Genomic DNA, 21169 nt, shown 5'->3' with positions numbered 1-21169 from the left:
GGTTAAGTACCCGTGAATGATTGTTTTCAGGGCAGCTATACTGTTTTTCATCGTCGGCATGAACAAGACCATTGAGACCTGGACGAAAAAGCTTTATACTCGCATTATTGTACACGAAGAGTGGCGGGGGTACGAATACTCATCGGTACATGTTTAGCACAATGCATTTTTGCTTCTGCATAAAACTTGTCGAACCATTGGAAAACCGGTGGATTTGTGAGTGGTGTAAAGTGAAAGGTGTTGACAAACGACTCGATCAGTCGGTATAATAATTTTTGTTTGTTTGGAGTGATAGTGATGCAACTATTTTTTCGCAAAGTAGCAACAAGTGACGGTCCTTTTCCTATCCGTGAATCTCTTAATGTGAGTGAATTGGTGGATGATCGTGCTGATGTTACGGCCGTTTCCCCGCTGGAGACCGACTTGGTCGCCGTTAGTCTGGGTCAAGGCTTGATGAGCGTGGAAGGCACGTTGACCGCAGGTCTGGACATGCTGTGTTCACGCTGTTTAAGCCCGATGCACGAGGATTTAAAGATTGAATTCCGTGAACGGTTCAAGCAAACCTCTTCGAGTGTTGAAGAGGAGGATGAAGATGGCGATTTTATCGCAGTGACGGAGGACTCCTTCGACATTGCACCGTATTGTGAAGAACTGTTTGTACTGCATGTGCCGTTTGCGCCTTTGTGCAGTGAGGATTGTCAGGGAATCGCACCAAAGACCGGACAAAACTGGAGTATTGGCTCCGATGACAGTAACGATGGCGATACGGAAAAGATTGATCCGCGTCTGGCAGGGCTTAAGGATTTTTTTAAATGAGAATTGAGTTCAATTCTGAAAAATCATCATCCGCTTGTGCCGGAGAGTTACTGAACCGATGCGTGGATGTTGCAGGCTTGATTCACCGGCTGTAAGATAATTGCTTCTGGCATTTTCTTTCAGTCTTGAATGAGATAAGAAGTCATACCCGCTATGCGGGGGTGATCTGGTTAAGGAGGTGGGAATAATGGCAGTACCTCAACGGAGAACATCCAAAACTCGTCGCGACAAACGTCGTACTCACTTTAAACTGGCAGTACCAGGTATGGTGAAATGCTCCGAATGCGGCGAATTGAAACTTGCTCACCATGTGTGCAAAGTTTGCGGAACGTACAAAGCTAGAGAGATCATCTCTCAATAATGTCCGATAAGCGGATTCTTTGGAATCTTCGCAGGAAGAGTAGCGCTTCACTTCAGTGAGGCGCTACTTTTTTTTGTCTGCATGCTTCCTTTTTACGTCAGCATGCTATATACTGTTTTAGTACCAGGTTCTAAGAAAGAAGGGCCGAAGAGGTTCCTTTATACATACAAGAAGACAAATCGGCTTGAAGTTTCGCCGTTAGAAAGTGAAGTGAAGTAACCCGAACTGTCGTCTGAACGACAGTTTATTGTAGGGAAAGGAGGCGTCACTGACATCGAACGTTTGCCGAAGAGACAGAGACAGCAGCGGCTGACTCAATTAATTGATGATAATCCGTTCGTAACGGATCAGGAATTGACAAGACAGCTGAAGGTAAGTATTCAGACTATTCGGCTGGACCGGATGGAACTGGGAATCCCAGAATTGCGGGAACGGCTAAAGCTGATGGCTGAGCGCTCCTACGACCAGGTTCGTTCCTTGCCTTTGCATGAAGTGATCGGGGATATCGTTGATCTACAGTTGGATCGAAGCGGTATTTCGATTTTTGAGATTAAAGAGGAACATATTTTTTCGCGTACTGGCATTGCGCGGGGGCATTATGTATTTGCTCAGGCCAATTCATTGGCCGTTGCCGTGATTAATGATGAGATAGCATTGACTGCATCAGCGGATATACGCTTTGTCCGCCCGGTTCATTTAGGTGAGAAGTGCATTGCCAAGGCATATGTACGCTCAAATCCAGAACAAAAAGGGAAGGCTAAAGTGGAAGTCTTTGCCTACGTAGGAGAAGAAATGGTGTTCCAAGGCAACTTTGTCATTTATCGCTCCACGGAGGAAGAGTATAGCGAAGGAGGAAGTCAGCATGCGGATCGCCATTGATGCCATGGGGGGAGATAATGCTCCTGAGGCGACAGTAGAGGGCGCGCTATCTGCGGCAGCGGAATGGAAGGATACGGACATTACGCTGGTTGGTGACCTGGAACGAATTGAATCGGTTCTGAACGGTAGGGCGTTGCCGACGAACCTCAGCATTCGCCATGCATCCGAAATGATAGATGCGCAGGACGAGCCTGTAAAGGCAGTGCGCCGTAAAAAGGATGCCTCGATGGTCGTAGCTGGTCGAATGGTCAGAGAAGGCGAAGCGGATGCCATGATATCCGCAGGTAATACAGGCGCGCTAATGACCACAGGGTTGCTGGTGGTTGGAAGAATGGAGGGCATTGAACGTCCGGCTCTCGCGCCGATGATACCAACGATAGATGATCAGGGTATTCTAGCGCTGGACTTGGGAGCCAATATGGATGCCAAGCCTGAGCATCTTGCCCAGTATGCACTGATGGGGAGCTTGTATCGTCAGAAAGTTCACGGTGTGTCTTCTCCAAGGGTGGGTCTGCTAAATGTGGGGACCGAAGCTGGGAAGGGCAATGAACTGACGAAGTTGGCATATCCACTTATTGAGCAGTTACCTGTCAATTTTGTGGGTAATGTTGAATCGAGAGATGTGTTAACCGGGAATTGCGATGTACTGGTGTGCGATGGATTTGCTGGAAATATCATGCTAAAATCGCTAGAGGGTACAGCCGGAGCCATATTTTCTCTCTTAAAAGAGCAATTCACCAAATCCTTGAAGACCAAGCTTGCGGCAGCCTTGATTATGCCTGAGCTTCGCAGTCTGAAAGGTAAATTGGATTATAAAGAGCATGGCGGGGCTCCTTTGCTGGGTTTGAGTGGACTCGTCCTGAAAAGTCACGGTTCGTCTGACGGCGTTGCCGTCAAAAATGCGGTAAGGCAGGCTCGTACGGCCTTGCAAAACCGGTTGGTGGAAAGTATATCCAAGGAAATCAGCAGGAAGTGAGTGACGATATGAATAAATTACGGCCGGTTGGTGTTATCGGAACAGGGAAATACGTACCTGAGAAAATTCTGACCAATAAAGATTTGGAAGCAATCGTAGAAACAAGTGATGAATGGATTGTCAGCCGTACAGGGATTCAGGAGCGCCATATTGCGGCTCCAGAGCAGGCTACATCTGATTTAGCTTATGAAGCAGCAATTAAGGCGTTGGAGTCCGCGGGTATGACGGCACAGGATCTGGATTTAATTATTGTAGCTACGGTTACACCGGATATGGCGTTTCCGTCAACTGCCTGCATTCTTCAGGATAAATTGGGAGCCAAAGGCGCAGCAGCTTTCGATTTGTCTGCGGCATGCTCGGGTTTTGTATACGGACTGGCTACGGCAACGAGCTTCATTAAGACAGGTATCTATAATAATGCATTAATCATTGGGGCAGACTGTCTTTCTCGGATTACAGATTATACCGACCGCAATACCTGTGTTCTATTCGGAGATGGTGCAGGAGCTGTAGTGATTGGCGAAGTGCCTGAAGGTAGAGGATTCCAATCCTTTGATCTCGGGGCTGAGGGTGCCGGAGGCAGCTTACTCAAGTTGGAAGCAGGAGGCTCGCGTTTGCCTGCGAGTGCAGACACACTGGAAAATAAACAGCACTATATTTACATGAACGGACGCGAAGTGTTCAAGTTCGCGGTTCGTGTTATGGGAACGGCAACGGTCGATGTGTTGGAAAAAGCAGGGCTGTCCAAAGATGATATTGATCTGTTCGTTCCGCATCAAGCCAATGTTCGCATCATCCAATCGGCGATGCAACGTCTGGATTTACCAGAGGAAAAGGTAGTTGTTAATGTTCATAAATATGCGAATACATCGGCAGCATCAATCCCTCTCGCTCTTGTGGAAGCAGCTGAGGAAGGCCGCATGAAGGAAGGCGACCGTGTATTAATGGTGGGCTTTGGCGGTGGCTTGACCTGGGGAGCGTCGGTTCTTGTCTGGTGATAAAATGGAATTTTTGATATAATATTGAATTTGTGTAGTGTTTTACAGGACAAGCATTGGATACAGAGAGGTGCATACACGATGGGCAAAACGGCATTTATATTTCCCGGTCAGGGTTCACAAGCTGTAGGTATGGCTAAAGATGCTTATGAAGCAGTTCCAGCTGCAACAGAAGTATTTCGCCAAGCGGACGAACGGTTAGGGTTCGCACTAAGCACACTGATTTTTGAAGGGCCGGACACAGCTTTGAAGCAAACATCCAATACGCAGCCTGCACTGTTAACGGCGAGCATTGCGTTGTATGAAGCGTTCAAGGAAAAAATGGGCATTCATCCCGATTATGTGGCTGGACACAGTCTAGGAGAATACAGCGCGCTAGTCGCTTCCGGTGTCCTCGCATTTGAGGATGCGGTTGAAATCGTTCGTACACGTGGCGAGTTCATGGAGCAGGCCATTCCTGATGGGCAAGGCGGGATGGCTGCTGTGTTGGGAGCTGATCGTGAAGCATTGGCAGCATTGTGCCGTGATATTACGAAGTCTGGTCAACTGGTCGAACTAGCCAACATCAATTGTCCTGGACAAATTGTTGTATCTGGTACGAAGGAGGGCGTAGCTGCTGTCGCTGAACGTGTGAAGGAAGCAGGAGGCAAGCGCGCTATTACTCTGGAGGTTAGCGGTCCTTTCCACTCGTCATTGATGAAGGAAGCAGCGACCAAGCTCTCCGGCAAGTTGGAGGCTGTAACTTTCTCGAAAGCTCAGGTTCCGGTTGTTGCCAATGTAACAGCTAAACCTGTACGTGAGGGGAGCGAAATTCGCCAACTGTTGGTGGATCAGGTCTATTCTCCGGTACTGTGGGAAGACAGTGTAACATGGCTACTAGAACAAGGTGTTGACACCTTTGTTGAGTTTGGACCGGGAAGTGTATTGACTGGACTGGTTAAAAAAATCGACAAATCGGTTAAGCTGTATAATATAAGCAGCCTGGAGTCGTTTGCTTCTGTAACGGAAGCCTTGGAGGCCCGTTAAAAGTATAATCATTGCCTTAACGGGTTATATACTTGCAAGGGGGGGACTATGATGTCTAAGCCATTGAGTGGAAAAACGGCGCTCGTTACGGGAGCGTCGCGCGGAATTGGCCGTAGTATTGCGCTGGCGCTGGCTGAAGCAGGTGCTAATGTGGCGGTAAACTATGCTGGTAGTGAAGCGGCTGCGACTGAGGTAGCAGAGCAGATCCGTGCCAAAGGTGTAGAGGCTATTACAGTTCAGGCAAATGTCGGTCGCGCTGACGAAGCAGATCAGTTGATCAAGGATGTGATTGGCGCTTGGGGCAAGATTGACATCCTGGTGAATAATGCCGGCATAACAAGAGATAATTTAATCATGCGCATGAAGGAAGAGGAATTCGATCAGGTGATCGAAACGAATCTGAAGGGTGTGTTTAATTGTCTTAAGTCGGCAACACGTCCAATGATGAAGCAGCGTTCTGGCCGAATTATCAATATCTCCTCCGTGGTTGGTGTACTTGGCAACGCAGGACAAGCCAACTACGTTGCTGCTAAAGCAGGGGTAATTGGTCTTACCAAATCCTCTGCTCGAGAGCTTGCTTCGAGAGGTATTACAGTGAACTGTGTGGCTCCTGGATTCATCGATACTGAGATGACGCAGGTGCTGGCTGATGATTTGCGTGACAATATGCTGAGCGGTATTCCGCTGGCCCGTCTTGGACGGCCTGAGGAAATTGCTGACGTGGTGCTGTTCTTGGCCTCGGATGCTTCCTCATATATGACGGGCCAGACTTTGCATGTGGATGGCGGCATGTATATGTAGTAGCATGTTGCAATCCGCATGCCCCGATGAAGAGTTGTCAATGAAAACTCTCTTCTATGGCATTTTAATTGTAATTTTCGTATAATACCTAAGAGGAGGTGAGCCGGATGTCCGATGTATTGGAGCGCGTAAAACGCATTGTCGTTGACCGTTTGGGAGCCGACGAAGCCGAAGTTACACTTGAAGCATCTTTTAAAGATGATTTAGGCGCTGATTCTCTCGATGTAGTTGAATTGGTAATGGAATTGGAAGATGAGTTTGATATGGAAATCTCTGATGAAGATGCAGAGAAAATTACAACTGTAGGTGAAGTTGTGAAGTACATACAATCTCATACCTAATTCATGTCATCAAAAGTCCCGTTCTGTTACAGGCGGGACTTTCTCCTAATTATACAGATTGAACTAAAGACGGAATTGCCGCGTGTTTTTGAGTCTGGCTCAGCTTCACTTAGTCAAAGGCTGAGGAGTATGCGGCATTACTAACTTTAGTTGATTCTATATTATTTTTACGCACAAGAGAGTGCGGTCTTAAAATACAATATGCAGTAGACATAGAGGTGATTATCTTTGAAACAACGTGTTGTCATAACAGGAATGGGTGTAATCACTTCGCTGGGACAGGATTTGAACACACTATGGGATAATCTGATGGCTGGAAAATCCGGCGTCAGTGAAATCGAAGCTTTCGATACAAGTGAGTACACTACGAAAATAGCCGCTTCCATTAAAGATTTTAATCCAGAGGATTATATTGAACGTAAGGATGCGCGTAAAATGGACCGCTTTGTGCAGTTTGCGGTTGCTGCTAGTAAATTGGCGCTTGAGGACAGCGGACTTGTAATCGGAGAAAATGCGGATGCTGAGCGTGTTGGTGTATCTGTCGGTTCCGGTATTGGCGGATTGGGAACTTGGGAGGATCAGCACAACGCACTGATTGAAAAAGGACCTAAACGCGTAAGCCCTTTCTTCATCCCGATGATGATTGCTAATATGGGTTCCGGTCAAGTGTCGATTTCACTCGGTGCTAAAGGCCCCAATACATCACCAGTTACGGCTTGTGCCACGGGCAGTCATGCTATTGGTGATTCCTTCCGCATGATTCAGCGTGGTGACGCAGACGCCATGATTTGCGGAGGAGCTGAGGCGACTATTCGTCCGATTGGTATGGCTGGATTTTGTTCCATGCGAGCAATGTCCACGCGTAACGACGAGCCTGAAAAGGCAAGCCGTCCTTTTGATACCGAAAGAGACGGGTTTGTTATGGGCGAAGGCTCTGGTGTTCTTATTCTAGAATCGTTGGATCATGCTTTGAAGCGTGGTGCGCGTATTTACGGTGAAGTGATTGGCTACGGTCTTTCTGGCGATGCCCATCATATGACGGAGCCTGATCCAGAGGGAGCAGCACGCTGCATTAGAATGGCGATCCGTGATGCTGGATTGAATCCTGAAGAGATTGATTATATCAATGCACATGGTACATCTACGCCAGTCGGTGATAAATCCGAAACGGAAGCAGTCAAGAAAACGCTGGGAGAGCATGCCTATAAGGTAGCGATCAGCTCAACTAAGTCGATGACAGGGCATTTATTGGGTGCAGCGGGCGGCGTTGAAGCCGTGATCTGTGGTCTCGCCCTTCAGCATCAGACGATTCCGCCAACGATTAATTTGGATAATCAAGACCCGGCATGCGATCTTGATTATGTACCTAATAAGCCGAGAAAAGCGGAACTGAATGTGGTTATGTCCAATTCCTTTGGTTTTGGCGGTCACAATGCTACGGTTATTCTAAAAAAATATGAAGCATAAGGGGTCAGTTCGTTGAGTGGAGACTTGAAGCAATTACAGCAGAAACTTCATATTCAATTCAACAATCGGCAGCTTCTGAAGCAGGCCTTTACGCACGCTTCCTACGTAAACGAACATCGGTTCAGTCAGCATGCAGACAATGAGCGTCTTGAATTTTTAGGTGACGCTGTTCTGGAACTGACGGTGTCCGAGCAATTGTACAATCAGTACCCTAACCGACCCGAAGGCGAACTCACCAAGCTGCGTGCAGCTATTGTCTGTGAGCCTTCTCTGGTGAAGTTTGCTGTCGGGCTTGAGTTTGGGCAATATGTACTGCTTGGAAAAGGTGAAGAGTTGACAGGTGGACGTACTCGTCCGGCTCTGTTGGCTGATGTATTCGAAGCGTTCGTAGGTGCGCTTTATTTGGATCAGGGTCTGGAGGCCGTCCGTTCGTTTCTGGAACGTTATATTTTTCCTCAAATTGTATTAAACGGTAAGCTTCAGATGAGTGATTTCAAAACAGAGCTTCAGGAACTGACGCAGCATCATAACATGGGGATGCTTGAATACAAGATTGTAGAGGAGCGCGGACCAGCCCATGAGCGCGAGTTTGTAGCTGAAGTATATATGGACAGCGAACGGCTAGGGGCAGGTACAGGACGCTCCAAAAAAGAAGCTGAGCAGCAAGCGGCGGCAGTAGCTTTAAACCGTTTGAAGCTGGCAGAATCGTAATCGGTACCTGAGCAGCCCGGACGGGTTACGCAAGCAGGGGACACAAAGTAAGAGCAAAGGGCAGTCCGCGGGGAGTCCCGGCCCGTAATGGCGAATGGACTGCGTTTTGCTCTTTTTTCGTGGCTTTGCTGGTGTAATGTGAGTGTCGGTACTGTGCTTTATACAAGCTAGTTTATGCTACAATAGGGATAATTCATATCAATCAGGTGTACGGTGTTGTACAAGCATATTTGAAATGTTAGAGGTGAGATTGAGCATGTTTTTAAAGCGCATTGAGCTGGCGGGCTTCAAATCGTTTGCAGATAAAACGGAAATGGAATTTGTCCGCGGCATTACGGCAGTCGTCGGACCCAACGGAAGCGGAAAAAGTAATATTTCCGACGGGATTCGTTGGGTGCTTGGCGAACAGAGTGCCAAATCACTGCGTGGCGGCAAAATGGAGGACATTATTTTTGCGGGTAGTGATGCTCGTAAGGCTGTTAATTACGGTGAAGTATCGCTTACGTTGGATAATGAAGATCAGGCGTTGCCTCTGGATTTTGGCGAAGTCACGGTAACGCGACGTGTACATCGAAGTGGGGATAGTGAATATTTCATTAATCGGCAATCATGCAGACTCCGAGATATTACAGAGCTGTTTATGGATACAGGGATTGGTAAAGAAGCTTATTCAATTATTGGACAGGGACGCATTGAAGAAATTCTGAGTACCCGATCTGAGGATCGTCGCGGTATTTTTGAGGAAGCCTCGGGTATCGTAAAGTATAAATCGCGTAAAAAAGATGCGGTTCGCAAGCTGGATGAAACGGAGCAAAATTTACTGCGTATTCACGATTTGGTTAGTGAACTGGAGGATCAGATTGGACCGCTTAAGGAGCAGTCTGAAAAGGCGATTCATTTTAAAGAGCTGCGCGGTGAATTGAAATCCAAAGAAATTTCAATGTACGTCCATCAAATTGAACAAATTCATACTTCGTGGAGCGATGCGACTTCCAAACTAGCTTTGCTGCAGCAGGAGCAGCTTCAGTTGTCTACGGTGGTGTCCCGCCACGATGCGATGCTGGAAAGCGACCGCAACGAATTACGCCAGCTGGAAGAGCAAGTAGAGCGGTTGCAAAGGGATCTGCTGCAATACAGTGAAGCGACGGAGAAAAGTGAAGGCTACGGCGAATTGCTCAAAGAGCGCACACGCAATCTGGAGGCTAATCGGGAACAATTGATCTTATCACTTAGCACAAGCGAATCACGGCATTCCGAGCGCAGGAGTGAACTGGATCAACTGAACGAAAAGCTGTCTGCACTGAATGTAGAGCTTGACGAGTTGCGTGGGCGGCTGTCTGACGAAGAGGCCAAACTGATTGGTGTTACAGGCGGAATCAGCCAGGAGCAGGAAGAAAGCCTAAAGGGTGGTCTGCTGGAGCTGATGAATCAGATGGCACAGGCGCGTAACGAAATTCGTTATACAGACCAACAGAAGGAAGCATTGGAACGGCGTGTGACTCGTGTAAGTGACGAATCCGGCAAATGGGAAGCCCAGAAAGTACAGCTTGAACAGCGCAAAAAGGGACTGGAAACTGCTGTTCAGAAGCTGGGGCAGGAAATCAGTAGTTTGCGTAGTGGCTATATTCAGGGAAGTGAAAAGTACCAAGCCCTGCAAAAACTACTGGAAGAAAACCAGGGTACGGTTCGTAAATGGGAACAAAAACGAGAGGCTCTAATTTCACGGCGAGATACGATGAAGGAAATGCAGGATGATTTTGACGGCTTCATGCTTGGAGTTAAAGAGGTATTGAAGGCTGCACGAAAAGAAACCTTGCACGGTGTACATGGAGCGGTAGCGGAGCTGATTCGGGTGCCTGAGCATTTAGAGCAGGCGATGGAGACCGCTTTGGGTGCTTCAGTTCAGCATATCGTGATGGAAAATGAATCCGTATCCAGACAGGCGATCAGTTTTCTAAAGCAACGTCAACTGGGCAGAGCGACATTTTTGCCTATGGATGTTATCCGCCCGCGTCAAATCGGTGCGGGGGAACGCCAAATTGCAGAAGGCGCTGAAGGCTTTGTCGGGATCGGTGCAGATCTTGTTCAGTATGATGATCGATATGCCGGAATTGTAGGCAGTCTCTTGGGGAATGTGGTCATTGCCCGTACGTTGGAAGATGCAAACCGTATTGCGGCCCGTTGCCAATATAGATACCGCGTGGTCACTTTGGAAGGCGATGTTGTCAATGCAGGGGGTTCCATGACTGGGGGAAGCCAGTTCAAGAAAAATGCTAATCTGCTTGGACGTAAACGTCAGCTGGATCAGTTGGATCAAGACATTGTAGATACGGAGCAGCAAATTGCAAGGTTGCGCCAGAGTGCAATAGATACCAAACGCCAGCTGGAGGAGACACAGACCCGTCTGGACGAGTTGCGTCAGGGCGGCGATGTGAAGCGCGGTGAAGAGCAGCAGATGGCAATGGAGCTCAAGCAACTGGAGCATGAACTTCGTCATGTTCTGGAGCAGGTCGCTGCGTCTGGTCAGGAGAAAAAGGGCTTTGATCAGGAAATCAAGGAGCTGGAAACTTCCCGTGAAGAAGCGTTGGTAAAGTTGGCTGCGCTGGAGGAAGAAGAGAAGAAAACGCATCAGGCCATTCACGCTGCCGAATTCGCCCGTAAAGCCAACGAATCTGCCAAAGAGCAGCTGCAGGGAGAGCTCACGAATCTCAAGGTAAGAGAAGGAAAGCTGGACCAGGAGCGCTTTTCATTGGAAGAGCAGCTGCGCAGATTGCGTGGGGATTATGATACTCTTGGTAAGGATTCGAGACAAAACAAGACCTTGCTTGCTTCCATCGAAGCAGATTTGCTGACCAATGAGCAGGAGACCGTGAAACAGATTGAAAATCTCAATCAATACCGTTTGAAAAAGGAAGAAGCCGCACAGCAACTGGAATTCAAGCGGGCTGCACGCAGCAGCTTGTCCAAAAAGCTGGAAGTGGCTGAGAACGACACGAAAGAACAGCGAATTCAGCTCAAGTCAGTGGAGGAGTTGCTTCGTCAAACGGAAATTGGAGTAAATCGACTTGATGTGGAACTGGAAAATGTTCTGAAAAAATTAAGTGATGATTATGAACTCAGCTATGAGTTAGCCAAGCAGCGTTACCCTATACCTGAAGATATTGAAGGTACGCAGAGTGAGGTTGAAAGGCTCAAACGTGGTATTTCCGCGTTAGGTGAGGTGAATCTAGGTGCCATTGAGGAATACCAGCGTGTGCATGAGCGTTATACGTTTCTTGATGAGCAAAAGTCTGATTTGGTGGAGGCCAAGACAACGCTTTATCAGGTTATTCGTGAAATGGATGAAGAAATGTCCAAACGCTTTAAGACTACATTCGATGCTATTCGGCGCGAATTTGGAACGGTATTCTCCAAGCTGTTCGGAGGCGGACGTGCTGATCTCGTGCTGCTTGACCCGGAACGCTTGCTGGAGACGGGAATCGACATCGTAGCTCAACCACCGGGCAAAAAACTGCAAAACTTGCAGCTACTGTCGGGCGGTGAGCGTGCGTTAACAGCGATGGCGTTACTATTTGCCATTTTACACGTTAAACCTGTTCCATTCTGTGTACTCGATGAAGTAGAGGCTGCATTGGACGAAGCAAACGTGGTGCGTTTTGCCCAGTATTTACGAGAATTCTCGGAGCAGACACAGTTCATTGTAGTCACACACCGCAAGGGCACAATGGAAGAATCTGATGTGCTGTACGGGGTTACGATGGAGGAAGGCGGGGTTTCCAAACTCGTATCTGTCAAGCTGGACAACGATGAAGCTGAGATTGCCTGACATTAAATAACATACTTTCAGACCAACGGAGGGAATCCATGAGTTTCTTTAGAAAATTGAAGGAAAGCATTGCAAACAAAACTGAATCTGTCACAAAACAGTTCAAAGATGGTTTGGAAAAAACACGTAAAGGTTTTGTTGAAAAAGTAACGGACTTGATGATTCGCCGTAAAAAGATTGATGAGGAATTTTATGAGGAACTGGAAGAAATTCTGATCGGAGCAGACGTAGGCGTCAACACGGTTATGAACCTCATTGAAGACCTGCGAGAAGAAGTGAAAAAGCGCAAAATCGAGGACGCATCCGAGTTACAGCCTGTATTGTCGGAAAAGCTGTCCGAGTTGCTGCGGGGTAATGACAATAGTCAGCTCAAAATGAGTCCTGACGGGATTACAGTCATTTTATTCGTGGGAGTCAATGGCGTCGGCAAAACAACAACCATTGGCAAGTTAGCTCACCGTTTTAAACAAGAGGGCAAAAAAGTATTGTTGGCTGCTGGGGATACGTTCCGGGCGGGTGCGATTGAACAGTTGGAGGTATGGGGCAAACGGGCAGGTGTAGAGGTTATTAAGCAGCAATCCGGTTCCGATCCGGCTGCGGTTATGTTTGATGCCGTACAGGCTGCCAAGCAGCGTAAAGTGGATGTTTTGTTGTGTGATACCGCAGGACGTCTTCAGAATAAAAGCAATCTAATGGAGGAACTGAACAAAATTTTCCGTGTGATTCAACGCGAAATTCCAGATGCTCCACATGAAGTGTTGTTGGTACTTGATGCGACGACTGGACAAAATGCACTTAACCAAGCCAAGCTGTTTGGTGAGAAAAGCGGTGTAACCGGGCTGGTACTAACGAAGTTGGATGGTACAGCGAAGGGCGGGATTGTTGTGGCCATACGTCAGGAGCTGAATTTGCCTGTTAAGCTGGTGGGCTTAGGTGAAAAAGTGAATGATCTTCAACCGTTTGATTCCGAGCAATTCGTTCATGCGTTGTTTGCGGGGTTGATTCAGGAAGAGACGGTCGAAGCAACTGCTACAGGCGAGGAAGAACAGAACTGATACGTTTAAAGTAGGCTTTCATGCTACGTTTGGGACTAAGTAGCCATCCTGTTGCTGCTCAAGTTCGCCCAGATGTATAATGAAAGCAAGAAGTCTGTCGATGCCGTATATGTAATGTATCTTGTATGTAAAATATAAATCAGGAAGTCGGGTGAAAAACCGATGGCAAACACCTATACCTACTCCCGACGGGAAGAAGTAGCCAACGCCATTACACATGGAATTGGAGCCGTTTTAAGCGTAGCAGCGCTTGTGTTGCTCATTGTTTTTGCTAGCATGAAAGGAACCACTTGGCATGTCGTCAGCTTTACGATTTACGGGATTACGATGTTGCTGTTGTACACCAATTCAACGTTGCTTCATAGCCTGCGTGAAGGGAAAATGAAAGATTTGTTCGAAATATTCGATCATTCTTGCATTTACCTGTTCATTGCAGGTAGCTACACCCCGTTTATGCTCGTTGCATTGCGAGGTACTATGGGATGGACGCTGTTTGGAGTGATTTGGGGGATTGCACTGTTTGGTGTGTTGTTCAAGGCGTTTTTCACCAAGCGCTTTCTGTTTATGTCTACCGTGTTTTACATTGTGATGGGCTGGCTCATCACCATTGCCTGGAATCCTCTTGTTGCGACTGTTCCCGCCGGAGGGATGACGTTATTGTTCGTAGGTGGTCTAATGTATACGTTGGGCACGATTTTCTATGTGTGGCGGGCATTTCCATATCACCATGCGATCTGGCATCTGTTTGTTTTAGCAGGCAGCATACTTCATTTTCTGGCTGTTCTGCTGTATCTTACTCCAGTAAGGGTTTAAGTAACAGTGGGCAAAAAGCCGATCCGTACTTCCGTTTGAGGGCAGTGGATCGGCTTTTTTTTGTATGACAAGGGATAACGCTTGACATCTTCTTTTCTTTTATGTATCATAAGGAACGTTGAAAAGAACTGTAAAGTGTTTTTCCTTGACGATGGAGGTATACAAGATGAGTCAGGAGAATCGGCTGGAAAAGACAAACCGGATTAACCGACTGTTTGACTTCTATGAACCTCTGCTTACAGAGAAGCAACAGATGTTTTTAAAATATTACTTCCATGATGATTTTTCTTTAGGGGAAATTGCATCGGAATTTCAAATTAGCCGTCAGGCAGTGTATGAACATATTAAACGCGCTGAACAGGTATTGGAAATGTACGAGGAAAAGCTTGGTTTGCTAAGTAAGTATGAGCGTAGAATCCAAGATCTCGAAGAATTAAATAAGACGTTGTATGAGGCATTCGGTAAAATCGGTGAGTCCGATGAAGGCACTCTGCAACATGTCCATCAAATTGTAAATCGCCTGCAGGAATTGTAGGACATATAGATATAAGAACAAACAACCCTGGTAGACAAGGAGGTGCGAAAGTATGGCATTTGAAGGATTATCGACTCGCTTGCAAAATGTATTCAGTAAACTGCGCGGTAAAGGAAAAGTGTCTGAGGATGATGTAGCTCAGGCGATGCGTGAAGTACGATTAGCTTTGCTTGAGGCGGACGTTAACTTCAAGGTTGTAAAGGACTTTATTGCCAAGGTAAAGGAGAAATCCGTTGGTAAGGAAGTGATGGACAGCTTTACGCCAGGCATGGTCATCATCGACATCGTGAACAAGGAACTGACCGAGTTGATGGGTGGCAGTCAGGCCAAGCTTGCCAAAGCAAACAAACCGCCTACGGTCATTATGATGGTGGGTCTCCAGGGCGCAGGTAAGACGACGACGTCTGGTAAACTGGCGAAATTGTTGCAAAAGCAAAATCATCGTCCATTGCTTGTAGCTGGTGATATTTATAGACCAGCCGCGATCAAGCAACTTCAGGTTCTGGGGGAGCAGATTAATACTCCTGTATTTACACTGGGAGATCAGACAAGCCCGGTAGAAATTGCGAAACAGGGTTTGCAGCATGCTAAGGATAATGGTAATGACTACGTTATTATAGATACTGCTGGTCGTCTTCATGTTGATGAAGAGCTCATGGAAGAGTTACGCCAGATTCATACCAACGTCAACCCGGATGAAGTTCTACTGGTTGTAGATAGCATGACGGGGCAGGACGCGGTTAACGTTGCAGAGCACTTTAATAGTAGCTTGGAGTTGACGGGAGTTGTACTGACGAAGCTGGATGGTGACACTCGTGGTGGTGCAGCTTTATCAGTTAAGGCTGTGACGGGATGCCCGATCAAGTTTGCTACATTGGGTGAAAAGCTGGATGCGATGGAGCCGTTTCATCCTGAACGGATGGCTTCACGGATTTTAGGCATGGGTGACATGTTGTCCCTGATTGAAAAAGCGCAGTCCAATATCGACGCCGATAAGGCGAAGGAAATGGAACGTAAAATGCGTAATGCCGAGTTTACTTTTGAAGATTTTCTGGAGCAAATGGATCAAGTTAAGAAGCTTGGTCCAATCGACCAGATTCTTGATATGATTCCCGGTATGGGCAACATGAAGCAAATGAAAGATATCAAAGTGGATGACAAACAGATGGGCCGGATTGAGGCTATCGTTCATTCTATGACCACACAGGAAAAGCAAAACCCAGACATGATTAATCATAGCCGACGCAAACGTATTTCTGTAGGCAGTGGAACATCACTGGCTGAGGTAAATCGTCTGATAAAGCAATTTGACGAAATGCGTCGCATGATGAAGCAGTTCTCAGATATGATGGGACCTAAGGGTGGCAAAAACAAGGCTATGAAGCAGCTGAAGAGTATGGGTAAAGGTATGAAGTTTCCTTTCCGCTAAGGCCGTTAGGCCCTTGGAATTATGGGATAACAATATACAGTCTACTTTTTGAAGGAGGTGAATTTTCGTGGCAGTTCGTATTCGTCTGAAACGTATGGGTGCACATAAAGCTCCTTTCTATCGCGTCGTGGTATCTGATTCTCGTTCCCCGCGTGACGGTCGTTTTATCGAAGAAATCGGTTACTACAACCCAATCACAGTACCAGCGGTTGTAAAAATTGATGAAGATAAAGCGCTGAAATGGTTGCAAGATGGTGCACAAGCATCCGACACAGTCCGTAACTTGCTTAGCAAAGCGGGCGTAATGAAAAAGTTTCATGAATCTAAACTACAGAAATAAGGTGCTGATACGGAGGGTCAACCATGGAAGAATTAGTGATAATCATTGCTAAGGCTTTAGTCGATCATCCGGAAGATGTAACCGTGAAGACCTTGGAGAAGGATCGGCTTGTTGTATATGAGCTTAGTGTGCATCCTGAGGATGTAGGCAAAATCATTGGTAAGCAGGGTCGTATCGCCAAGGCGCTTCGCACTGTGGTTGCATCAGCAGCCGTTAAGATGGATAAACGGGTTACCGTAGACATCATATCTTAAAGATATACGAAAGTGGGTTAGGATGTATGTCCTAACCCTTTTTCGTACATGATGAAGATGATATGGAGCGGGACCGATTACAAGCAGGAGGAACACGATGCAACAATTGTTTAATGTCGGAAAAATTGTGAACACCCATGGAATCCGTGGGGAGCTTAAAATATTAACGACGACAGATTTCCCAGAAGATCGTTTTGCTAAAGGTAGTGAGCTTTTGATTGTTCCGGCGGAAGGTAAAGCACCGATCCCCGTAACTGTTGAAACAGCGCGTTTTCAAAAAAATATGGTTGTCGCTAAATTTAAGGAATATCACAATATTAATGAAGTTGAAAAATATAAAGGTACATTGTTGAAGGTATCTGCTGAGCGGTTAGGCGAATTGGAAGAAAACGAATTCTATTTTCATGAAGTAGTCGGCATGGAAGTGGTGACCGAAGACGGAAATGAGCTCGGCGTGGTCAAAGAAATTTTGACTCCGGGAGCCAATGATGTATGGGTAGTCAAAATGCCTAAAGGCAAGGAACTGCTATTGCCGTATATAGAGGATGTTATTTTGGATGTAAACGTGCGTGAAAAACGGGTTACGGTACGGTTAATGGAAGGTCTGCTGTAATGAGGGTGGATGTGCTAACCCTGTTTCCAGAGATGTTTGATGGAGTATTTAATGCAAGCATTCTGGGAAAAGCAAGGGATAAGGGAATTGTATCACTGCAAGCGGTTAATTTTCGTCAGTATGCTGGCAACAAGCATGGACAAGTGGATGATACGCCCTATGGCGGTGGGGGCGGCATGGTTTTGAAGCCTGACCCTATTTTTGCTGCGGTGGAAGCGCTGTTGGATAAATCAGAGCAACCAACATTAGAGACAGCCGATGAAGTTATCCAACATGAAGGGGTAGAACGTAACACAGACATAAAATCTCCGCGTATCATTTTGATGTGTCCACAAGGCGAGACTTTTACGCAAAAGAAAGCGGAAGAGCTGGCCAAAGAGGACCATCTTATTTTTATATGTGGGCATTATGAGGGTTATGATGAGCGTATTCGAGAGTATTTGGTGACGGATGAGCTTTCTATCGGAGATTATGTATTGACTGGTGGTGAGCTTCCAGCCATGACCGTCATTGACAGTGTGACACGGTTGCTACCAGGAGTGCTGGGGAACGAAACGAGTGCGGTAACGGACTCGTTTAGTACGGGGCTGCTGGAGTACCCCCATTATACCCGGCCTGCGGAGTTTCGGGGCTGGAAAGTACCTGATGTACTCCTGTCAGGGCATCACGTCAATATTGATTCTTGGAGACGCCAAGAGGCGTTACGTCGCACGATGGAACGCCGACCAGACCTGTTGGAACAGGCTGAACTGACAGGCAAGGAGCGCATGTGGATTGAGGAGCAGCGCAAATCTGACTGTTTGGGGGATAAGCAATAAAGCGCCTTAGACATGAGTGGATTTGAAAGCAGGCGGTGACCTGTTTTATAATGGAGTCAATTAAATAATGTTTGGTCAAATCCCTTTTTGTTGTTGCAATGCGGTATCCTCCATGATACAATACATCTGTTGTGTGTAATACGGTGGTCCTCTGTGGATGATGAAGGAAACGGTTGTGTTTCCAGAAGAAGCATGAACACCTGTACGGAAGGAGGGAGTCATAGATGAATATCGTCCAAGCGATCACTGAAGAACAACTGCGTAAAGATTTGCCTAACTTTCGTCCTGGTGACACTTTGAAAGTGCACGTGAAAGTTATTGAGGGAACTCGTGAGCGTATCCAGTTGTTTGAAGGTGTTGTAATTAAACGCCGTGGTGGTGGAATCAGTGAGACTTTTACAGTTCGTAAAATTTCTTACGGTGTAGGTGTGGAAAGAACTTTCCCGCTTCATTCCCCGAAAATCGATAAAATCGACGTGGCTCGCCGTGGTAAAGTGCGTCGTGCGAAGCTTTATTATCTTCGTGAACTGCGCGGTAAAGCAGCGAGAATTAAAGAAATTCGTCGTTAATACAACGAATAACGAAAGGGGCTTGGTTACAAGCTCCTTTCGTTTTTTCTACGTACATAGGGAACTGTGGATTATTGACCGTAAAGAGAGGACAGTGAGCTATGGAGCAAGAAGTAGGACAAGGAGCTGTACAGCAGCCAACTGATCAGGATGGTACGCCCAAGCGTAAACAAAAAAATGAGATTTTTGAGTGGCTCAAGGCCATCATTATTGCGTTAGTGCTTGTCTTTTTAATCCGCTGGCTTCTCTTTAAGCCGTTTATTGTGGATGGCCCGTCGATGCAGCCTAACTTTCATACCGGAGAACGCGTCATTGTAAATGAGATTTTGTATGATTTCCGCGCCCCTAAACCAGGCGAAGTGATCGTGTTTCATGTGCCGGAGGAAGGAAGAGACTTTATCAAACGCGTCATTGCCGTTGAAGGAGATACGGTCAAGGTAGAAGGTGACACGATTACAGTAAATGGTAAGCCGATTCAGGAAGCTTATTTGAAAGCTCCTTTAGAAGAAGCGCATCAGAATGGCGAGCTTTACAATAAGTTTACAAATTTTCCAAATGAGAAGTTTAAGGATGGAAAAGTTCCGGCAGGGCATATTTTTGTAATGGGAGATAACCGTTCCAATAGTACAGACAGTCGGATGATTGGATATATTGATTTGAAGGAAGTCGTAGGTCGGGCTGACGTTATTTTCTGGCCGGCGAAAGATATGCAGTGGATTAACCACTAGAATAACTAATAAGCAGCATAGCTGCCGTAATCCTAACTAAGAGCCTAAGGGTAAAAGTAGGAGTTACGATCAATGGGGTGATGACGGTGACGATTCAATGGTTTCCTGGTCATATGACCAGAGCGCGCCGCCAAATTGAAGCAAAATTAAAGTTAATTGATTTGGTCATTGAGCTGATTGATGCTCGATTGCCGCTCTCCAGCCGAAATCCAATGATTGATGATATTTTGCAAGGCAAGCCGCGGATGATTATTTTGAATAAAGCAGATTTGGCGGACCCGGTAGTATCACAGCAATGGATTGCCTATTTTAAGGAGCAGGGGCATGTGGCCCTTCCGGTGGATGCCACATCTGGGACGGGACTAAAAGAAATTCCGATTCAGGCTAAGCTGCTGCTTAAGGAAAAGATAGATCGGCAGATTAGGAAGGGAATGAACCCGCGTCCTATGCGTGGGTTGATTGTTGGTATTCCGAATGTCGGCAAATCGACACTGATCAACCGAATGGCGGGACGTAATATTGCAGCTACGGGTGACCGTCCAGGGGTAACGAAGGCACAGCAGTGGATCAAGATCGGAGAAATTGAATTGCTGGATACACCAGGTATTCTATGGCCTAAATTTGAGGATCAGAATGTAGGCTATCGTCTGGCAGTTACAGGTGCGATCAAGGAAGAAATTCTGAATGTCGAGGATATTGCCTTTTTTGCGACTAAATATTTGGTTCAGTACTATTGGGATGCACTGGCAGAGCGCTTTGAGCTCACCGAACGTCCAGAAGATACAGAAAATCCTGATGAAATTGTCAACGTTATGGAAGCGATCGGACGTAAACGTGGCTGTATTGTTAGCGGCGGACGTGTAGATCTCGAAAAGGCGTCAAAAATCATTTTGCGTGAGCTGCGTGCAGGGAAGCTGGGACGATTCAGTTTGGAAGCTCCTTACTGATTTTACTGGTACACCGATGCAGAACATAGCATTTTGTGGCAAGGAAGAACCTTCCCCATCTCTCCGGAGAGGAGGAAGGTTTTTTTTGGTATTTGAAGGCAGTTAGAAAAGGGTTTTGGACGGTGAAGGTCTGTGGTAAGCTGAATTCAATCGCTAGAGCTACGGCATGAATGACGCGTTAAACTACATATAGATGGGCAGGTATTGAATATGGAAAATAAAGAGATTGTAGTGAAGGACATGCTACATTATGAAAAAAAATGCTGGGAGCAGTCTTGTGAGCGGATTGCAGGTATTGACGAGGTAGGTCGTGGGTGCCTGTTTGGTGATGTTGTGGCCGCAGCAGTCATTTTACCAGTGGGTGAGTTACTGGAAGGTGTGGATGATTCCAAAAAATTGACGGATAAGAAGAGAGAAGCTTACTACGAGCTGATTATGGAGAAGGCCATTGCTGTAGGAGTTGGCTATGTAGACGCGCACACGATTGATGATATCAATATTAAGCAGGCAGCTCGTTTGGCTATGAAGCAGGCTATTGAGGCTTTACATGTATCTCCTGATTATTTACTGGTGGATGCAGAAAAGGTAGATGTGCCTATTCCTCAGCTCTCTATTATTAAAGGAGATGCGAACAGTCAGTCCATTGCGGCGGCCTCTATCATCGCCAAGGTAACCCGTGATCGGCTGTGTAAAGGTGAATGGGATGCGAAGTATCCGGAATATGGGATCGGTATACATAAAGGTTACGCTACCAAGTTGCACAGGGAACAAATTTTGGCGCTAGGACCTACAAAGATGCATAGACGCAGCTTTCTGGGCAATTTGTTGACAGAGCAACCGACACTGTTTGATCTGTAGTTACTTAT

The 21169-nt window shown here is 46.6% G+C and carries 23 protein-coding genes; all 23 read left to right on the top strand.

Annotated elements, in window-relative coordinates:
* The first annotated feature begins 297 nt into the window (after positions 1 to 297).
* The 23 genes from MHB54_RS02855 (at position 298) to MHB54_RS02745 (ending at position 21161) form a co-directional block, all read left to right on the top strand.
* Complete coding sequence (locus tag MHB54_RS02855; protein WP_023988160.1) at positions 298 to 816, top strand: YceD family protein; 519 nt, start codon at positions 298 to 300, stop codon at positions 814 to 816.
* Positions 817 to 1003: 187 nt separating this feature from the next.
* The gene (gene rpmF / locus MHB54_RS02850; protein ID WP_007429979.1) at positions 1004 to 1177 is read left to right on the top strand and encodes a 50S ribosomal protein L32; all 174 of its coding nucleotides are present in this window, start codon (positions 1004 to 1006) and stop codon (positions 1175 to 1177) included.
* Between the two features lie 282 nt (positions 1178 to 1459).
* Positions 1460 to 2056, top strand: a complete 597-nt coding sequence (fapR, locus tag MHB54_RS02845) for a transcription factor FapR (protein ID WP_007429980.1) — start codon at positions 1460 to 1462, stop codon at positions 2054 to 2056.
* Complete coding sequence (plsX, locus tag MHB54_RS02840) at positions 2040 to 3032, top strand: phosphate acyltransferase PlsX (protein WP_023988161.1); 993 nt, start codon at positions 2040 to 2042, stop codon at positions 3030 to 3032. The genes fapR and plsX overlap by 17 nt, the downstream gene beginning before the upstream one ends.
* Before the next feature lie 8 nt (positions 3033 to 3040).
* Positions 3041 to 4030 carry a beta-ketoacyl-ACP synthase III gene (locus MHB54_RS02835; RefSeq protein WP_023988162.1) on the top strand — a complete coding sequence of 330 codons (990 nt, stop codon included), beginning with the start codon at positions 3041 to 3043 and terminating at the stop codon, positions 4028 to 4030.
* Between the two features lie 81 nt (positions 4031 to 4111).
* On the top strand, positions 4112 to 5056 hold the full coding sequence (fabD, locus tag MHB54_RS02830) for an ACP S-malonyltransferase (protein ID WP_023988163.1): 945 nt from the start codon (positions 4112 to 4114) through the stop codon (positions 5054 to 5056).
* Positions 5057 to 5107: 51 nt separating this feature from the next.
* Positions 5108 to 5857, top strand: a complete 750-nt coding sequence (gene fabG / locus MHB54_RS02825) for a 3-oxoacyl-[acyl-carrier-protein] reductase (protein ID WP_023988164.1) — start codon at positions 5108 to 5110, stop codon at positions 5855 to 5857.
* Positions 5858 to 5964: 107 nt separating this feature from the next.
* Entirely contained in the window at positions 5965 to 6198 is a 234-nt protein-coding gene (locus MHB54_RS02820) for an acyl carrier protein (RefSeq protein WP_007429985.1), read from the top strand.
* A gap of 228 nt (positions 6199 to 6426) precedes the next feature.
* Positions 6427 to 7665, top strand: coding sequence for a beta-ketoacyl-ACP synthase II (gene fabF, locus MHB54_RS02815; RefSeq protein ID WP_023988165.1), 1239 nt, complete (start codon positions 6427 to 6429; stop codon positions 7663 to 7665).
* Positions 7666 to 7677: 12 nt separating this feature from the next.
* Positions 7678 to 8376: a ribonuclease III gene (gene rnc / locus MHB54_RS02810; RefSeq protein ID WP_013309856.1), complete on the top strand. Its 699-nt coding sequence runs from the start codon at positions 7678 to 7680 to the stop codon at positions 8374 to 8376.
* A gap of 256 nt (positions 8377 to 8632) precedes the next feature.
* Positions 8633 to 12202, top strand: coding sequence for a chromosome segregation protein SMC (smc, locus tag MHB54_RS02805; protein WP_023988166.1), 3570 nt, complete (start codon positions 8633 to 8635; stop codon positions 12200 to 12202).
* Positions 12203 to 12240: 38 nt separating this feature from the next.
* Positions 12241 to 13257: a signal recognition particle-docking protein FtsY gene (gene ftsY / locus MHB54_RS02800; protein ID WP_264453893.1), complete on the top strand. Its 1017-nt coding sequence runs from the start codon at positions 12241 to 12243 to the stop codon at positions 13255 to 13257.
* A gap of 162 nt (positions 13258 to 13419) precedes the next feature.
* Positions 13420 to 14070, top strand: coding sequence for a PAQR family membrane homeostasis protein TrhA (trhA, locus tag MHB54_RS02795; protein ID WP_023988168.1), 651 nt, complete (start codon positions 13420 to 13422; stop codon positions 14068 to 14070).
* A 166-nt stretch (positions 14071 to 14236) separates the two neighbouring features.
* The gene (locus tag MHB54_RS02790; RefSeq protein ID WP_023988169.1) at positions 14237 to 14605 is read left to right on the top strand and encodes a putative DNA-binding protein; all 369 of its coding nucleotides are present in this window, start codon (positions 14237 to 14239) and stop codon (positions 14603 to 14605) included.
* Between the two features lie 52 nt (positions 14606 to 14657).
* A complete protein-coding gene (gene ffh / locus MHB54_RS02785) occupies positions 14658 to 16034 on the top strand; it encodes a signal recognition particle protein (protein ID WP_023988170.1) in 1377 nt (458 codons plus the stop codon).
* A 67-nt stretch (positions 16035 to 16101) separates the two neighbouring features.
* Positions 16102 to 16374: a 30S ribosomal protein S16 gene (gene rpsP / locus MHB54_RS02780; RefSeq protein WP_013309862.1), complete on the top strand. Its 273-nt coding sequence runs from the start codon at positions 16102 to 16104 to the stop codon at positions 16372 to 16374.
* A gap of 23 nt (positions 16375 to 16397) precedes the next feature.
* Complete coding sequence (locus MHB54_RS02775; protein WP_013309863.1) at positions 16398 to 16628, top strand: KH domain-containing protein; 231 nt, start codon at positions 16398 to 16400, stop codon at positions 16626 to 16628.
* A 97-nt stretch (positions 16629 to 16725) separates the two neighbouring features.
* Positions 16726 to 17241 (top strand): ribosome maturation factor RimM, encoded by a 516-nt coding sequence (rimM, locus tag MHB54_RS02770; protein WP_013309864.1) that lies wholly within the window; start codon positions 16726 to 16728, stop codon positions 17239 to 17241.
* Entirely contained in the window at positions 17241 to 18059 is an 819-nt protein-coding gene (gene trmD / locus MHB54_RS02765; RefSeq protein ID WP_023988171.1) for a tRNA (guanosine(37)-N1)-methyltransferase TrmD, read from the top strand. The genes rimM and trmD overlap by 1 nt, the downstream gene beginning before the upstream one ends.
* A gap of 224 nt (positions 18060 to 18283) precedes the next feature.
* Positions 18284 to 18628 (top strand): 50S ribosomal protein L19, encoded by a 345-nt coding sequence (rplS, locus tag MHB54_RS02760; RefSeq protein ID WP_010346403.1) that lies wholly within the window; start codon positions 18284 to 18286, stop codon positions 18626 to 18628.
* Positions 18629 to 18729: 101 nt separating this feature from the next.
* Complete coding sequence (gene lepB, locus MHB54_RS02755; protein ID WP_023988172.1) at positions 18730 to 19356, top strand: signal peptidase I; 627 nt, start codon at positions 18730 to 18732, stop codon at positions 19354 to 19356.
* Positions 19357 to 19442: 86 nt separating this feature from the next.
* A complete protein-coding gene (gene ylqF / locus MHB54_RS02750) occupies positions 19443 to 20303 on the top strand; it encodes a ribosome biogenesis GTPase YlqF (protein WP_264453890.1) in 861 nt (286 codons plus the stop codon).
* 210 nt (positions 20304 to 20513) lie between these two features.
* Positions 20514 to 21161 carry a ribonuclease HII gene (locus MHB54_RS02745; protein ID WP_209941739.1) on the top strand — a complete coding sequence of 216 codons (648 nt, stop codon included), beginning with the start codon at positions 20514 to 20516 and terminating at the stop codon, positions 21159 to 21161.
* Positions 21162 to 21169: the final 8 nt, after the last annotated feature.

The sequence above is a fragment of the Paenibacillus sp. FSL M7-0802 genome (assembly GCF_038004945.1).
In the GTDB taxonomy this organism is placed as follows: Bacteria; Bacillota; Bacilli; order Paenibacillales; family Paenibacillaceae; genus Paenibacillus; species Paenibacillus polymyxa_B.
Note: the sequence above shows the minus strand (reverse complement) of the source record. Positions and strands in the feature narration are given on the sequence as shown.

Coding starts and splice junctions, on each gene's coding strand:
- MHB54_RS02855 (WP_023988160.1), top strand. CDS start 298: ATGCAACTATTTTTTCGCAAAGTAGCAACAAGTGACGGTCCTTTTCCT.
- rpmF (WP_007429979.1), top strand. CDS start 1,004: ATGGCAGTACCTCAACGGAGAACATCCAAAACTCGTCGCGACAAACGT.
- plsX (WP_023988161.1), top strand. CDS start 2,040: ATGCGGATCGCCATTGATGCCATGGGGGGAGATAATGCTCCTGAGGCG.
- MHB54_RS02835 (WP_023988162.1), top strand. CDS start 3,041: ATGAATAAATTACGGCCGGTTGGTGTTATCGGAACAGGGAAATACGTA.
- fabD (WP_023988163.1), top strand. CDS start 4,112: ATGGGCAAAACGGCATTTATATTTCCCGGTCAGGGTTCACAAGCTGTA.
- fabG (WP_023988164.1), top strand. CDS start 5,108: ATGTCTAAGCCATTGAGTGGAAAAACGGCGCTCGTTACGGGAGCGTCG.
- MHB54_RS02820 (WP_007429985.1), top strand. CDS start 5,965: ATGTCCGATGTATTGGAGCGCGTAAAACGCATTGTCGTTGACCGTTTG.
- smc (WP_023988166.1), top strand. CDS start 8,633: ATGTTTTTAAAGCGCATTGAGCTGGCGGGCTTCAAATCGTTTGCAGAT.
- ftsY (WP_264453893.1), top strand. CDS start 12,241: ATGAGTTTCTTTAGAAAATTGAAGGAAAGCATTGCAAACAAAACTGAA.
- trhA (WP_023988168.1), top strand. CDS start 13,420: ATGGCAAACACCTATACCTACTCCCGACGGGAAGAAGTAGCCAACGCC.
- MHB54_RS02790 (WP_023988169.1), top strand. CDS start 14,237: ATGAGTCAGGAGAATCGGCTGGAAAAGACAAACCGGATTAACCGACTG.
- ffh (WP_023988170.1), top strand. CDS start 14,658: ATGGCATTTGAAGGATTATCGACTCGCTTGCAAAATGTATTCAGTAAA.
- MHB54_RS02775 (WP_013309863.1), top strand. CDS start 16,398: ATGGAAGAATTAGTGATAATCATTGCTAAGGCTTTAGTCGATCATCCG.
- rimM (WP_013309864.1), top strand. CDS start 16,726: ATGCAACAATTGTTTAATGTCGGAAAAATTGTGAACACCCATGGAATC.
- trmD (WP_023988171.1), top strand. CDS start 17,241: ATGAGGGTGGATGTGCTAACCCTGTTTCCAGAGATGTTTGATGGAGTA.
- rplS (WP_010346403.1), top strand. CDS start 18,284: ATGAATATCGTCCAAGCGATCACTGAAGAACAACTGCGTAAAGATTTG.
- lepB (WP_023988172.1), top strand. CDS start 18,730: ATGGAGCAAGAAGTAGGACAAGGAGCTGTACAGCAGCCAACTGATCAG.
- MHB54_RS02745 (WP_209941739.1), top strand. CDS start 20,514: ATGGAAAATAAAGAGATTGTAGTGAAGGACATGCTACATTATGAAAAA.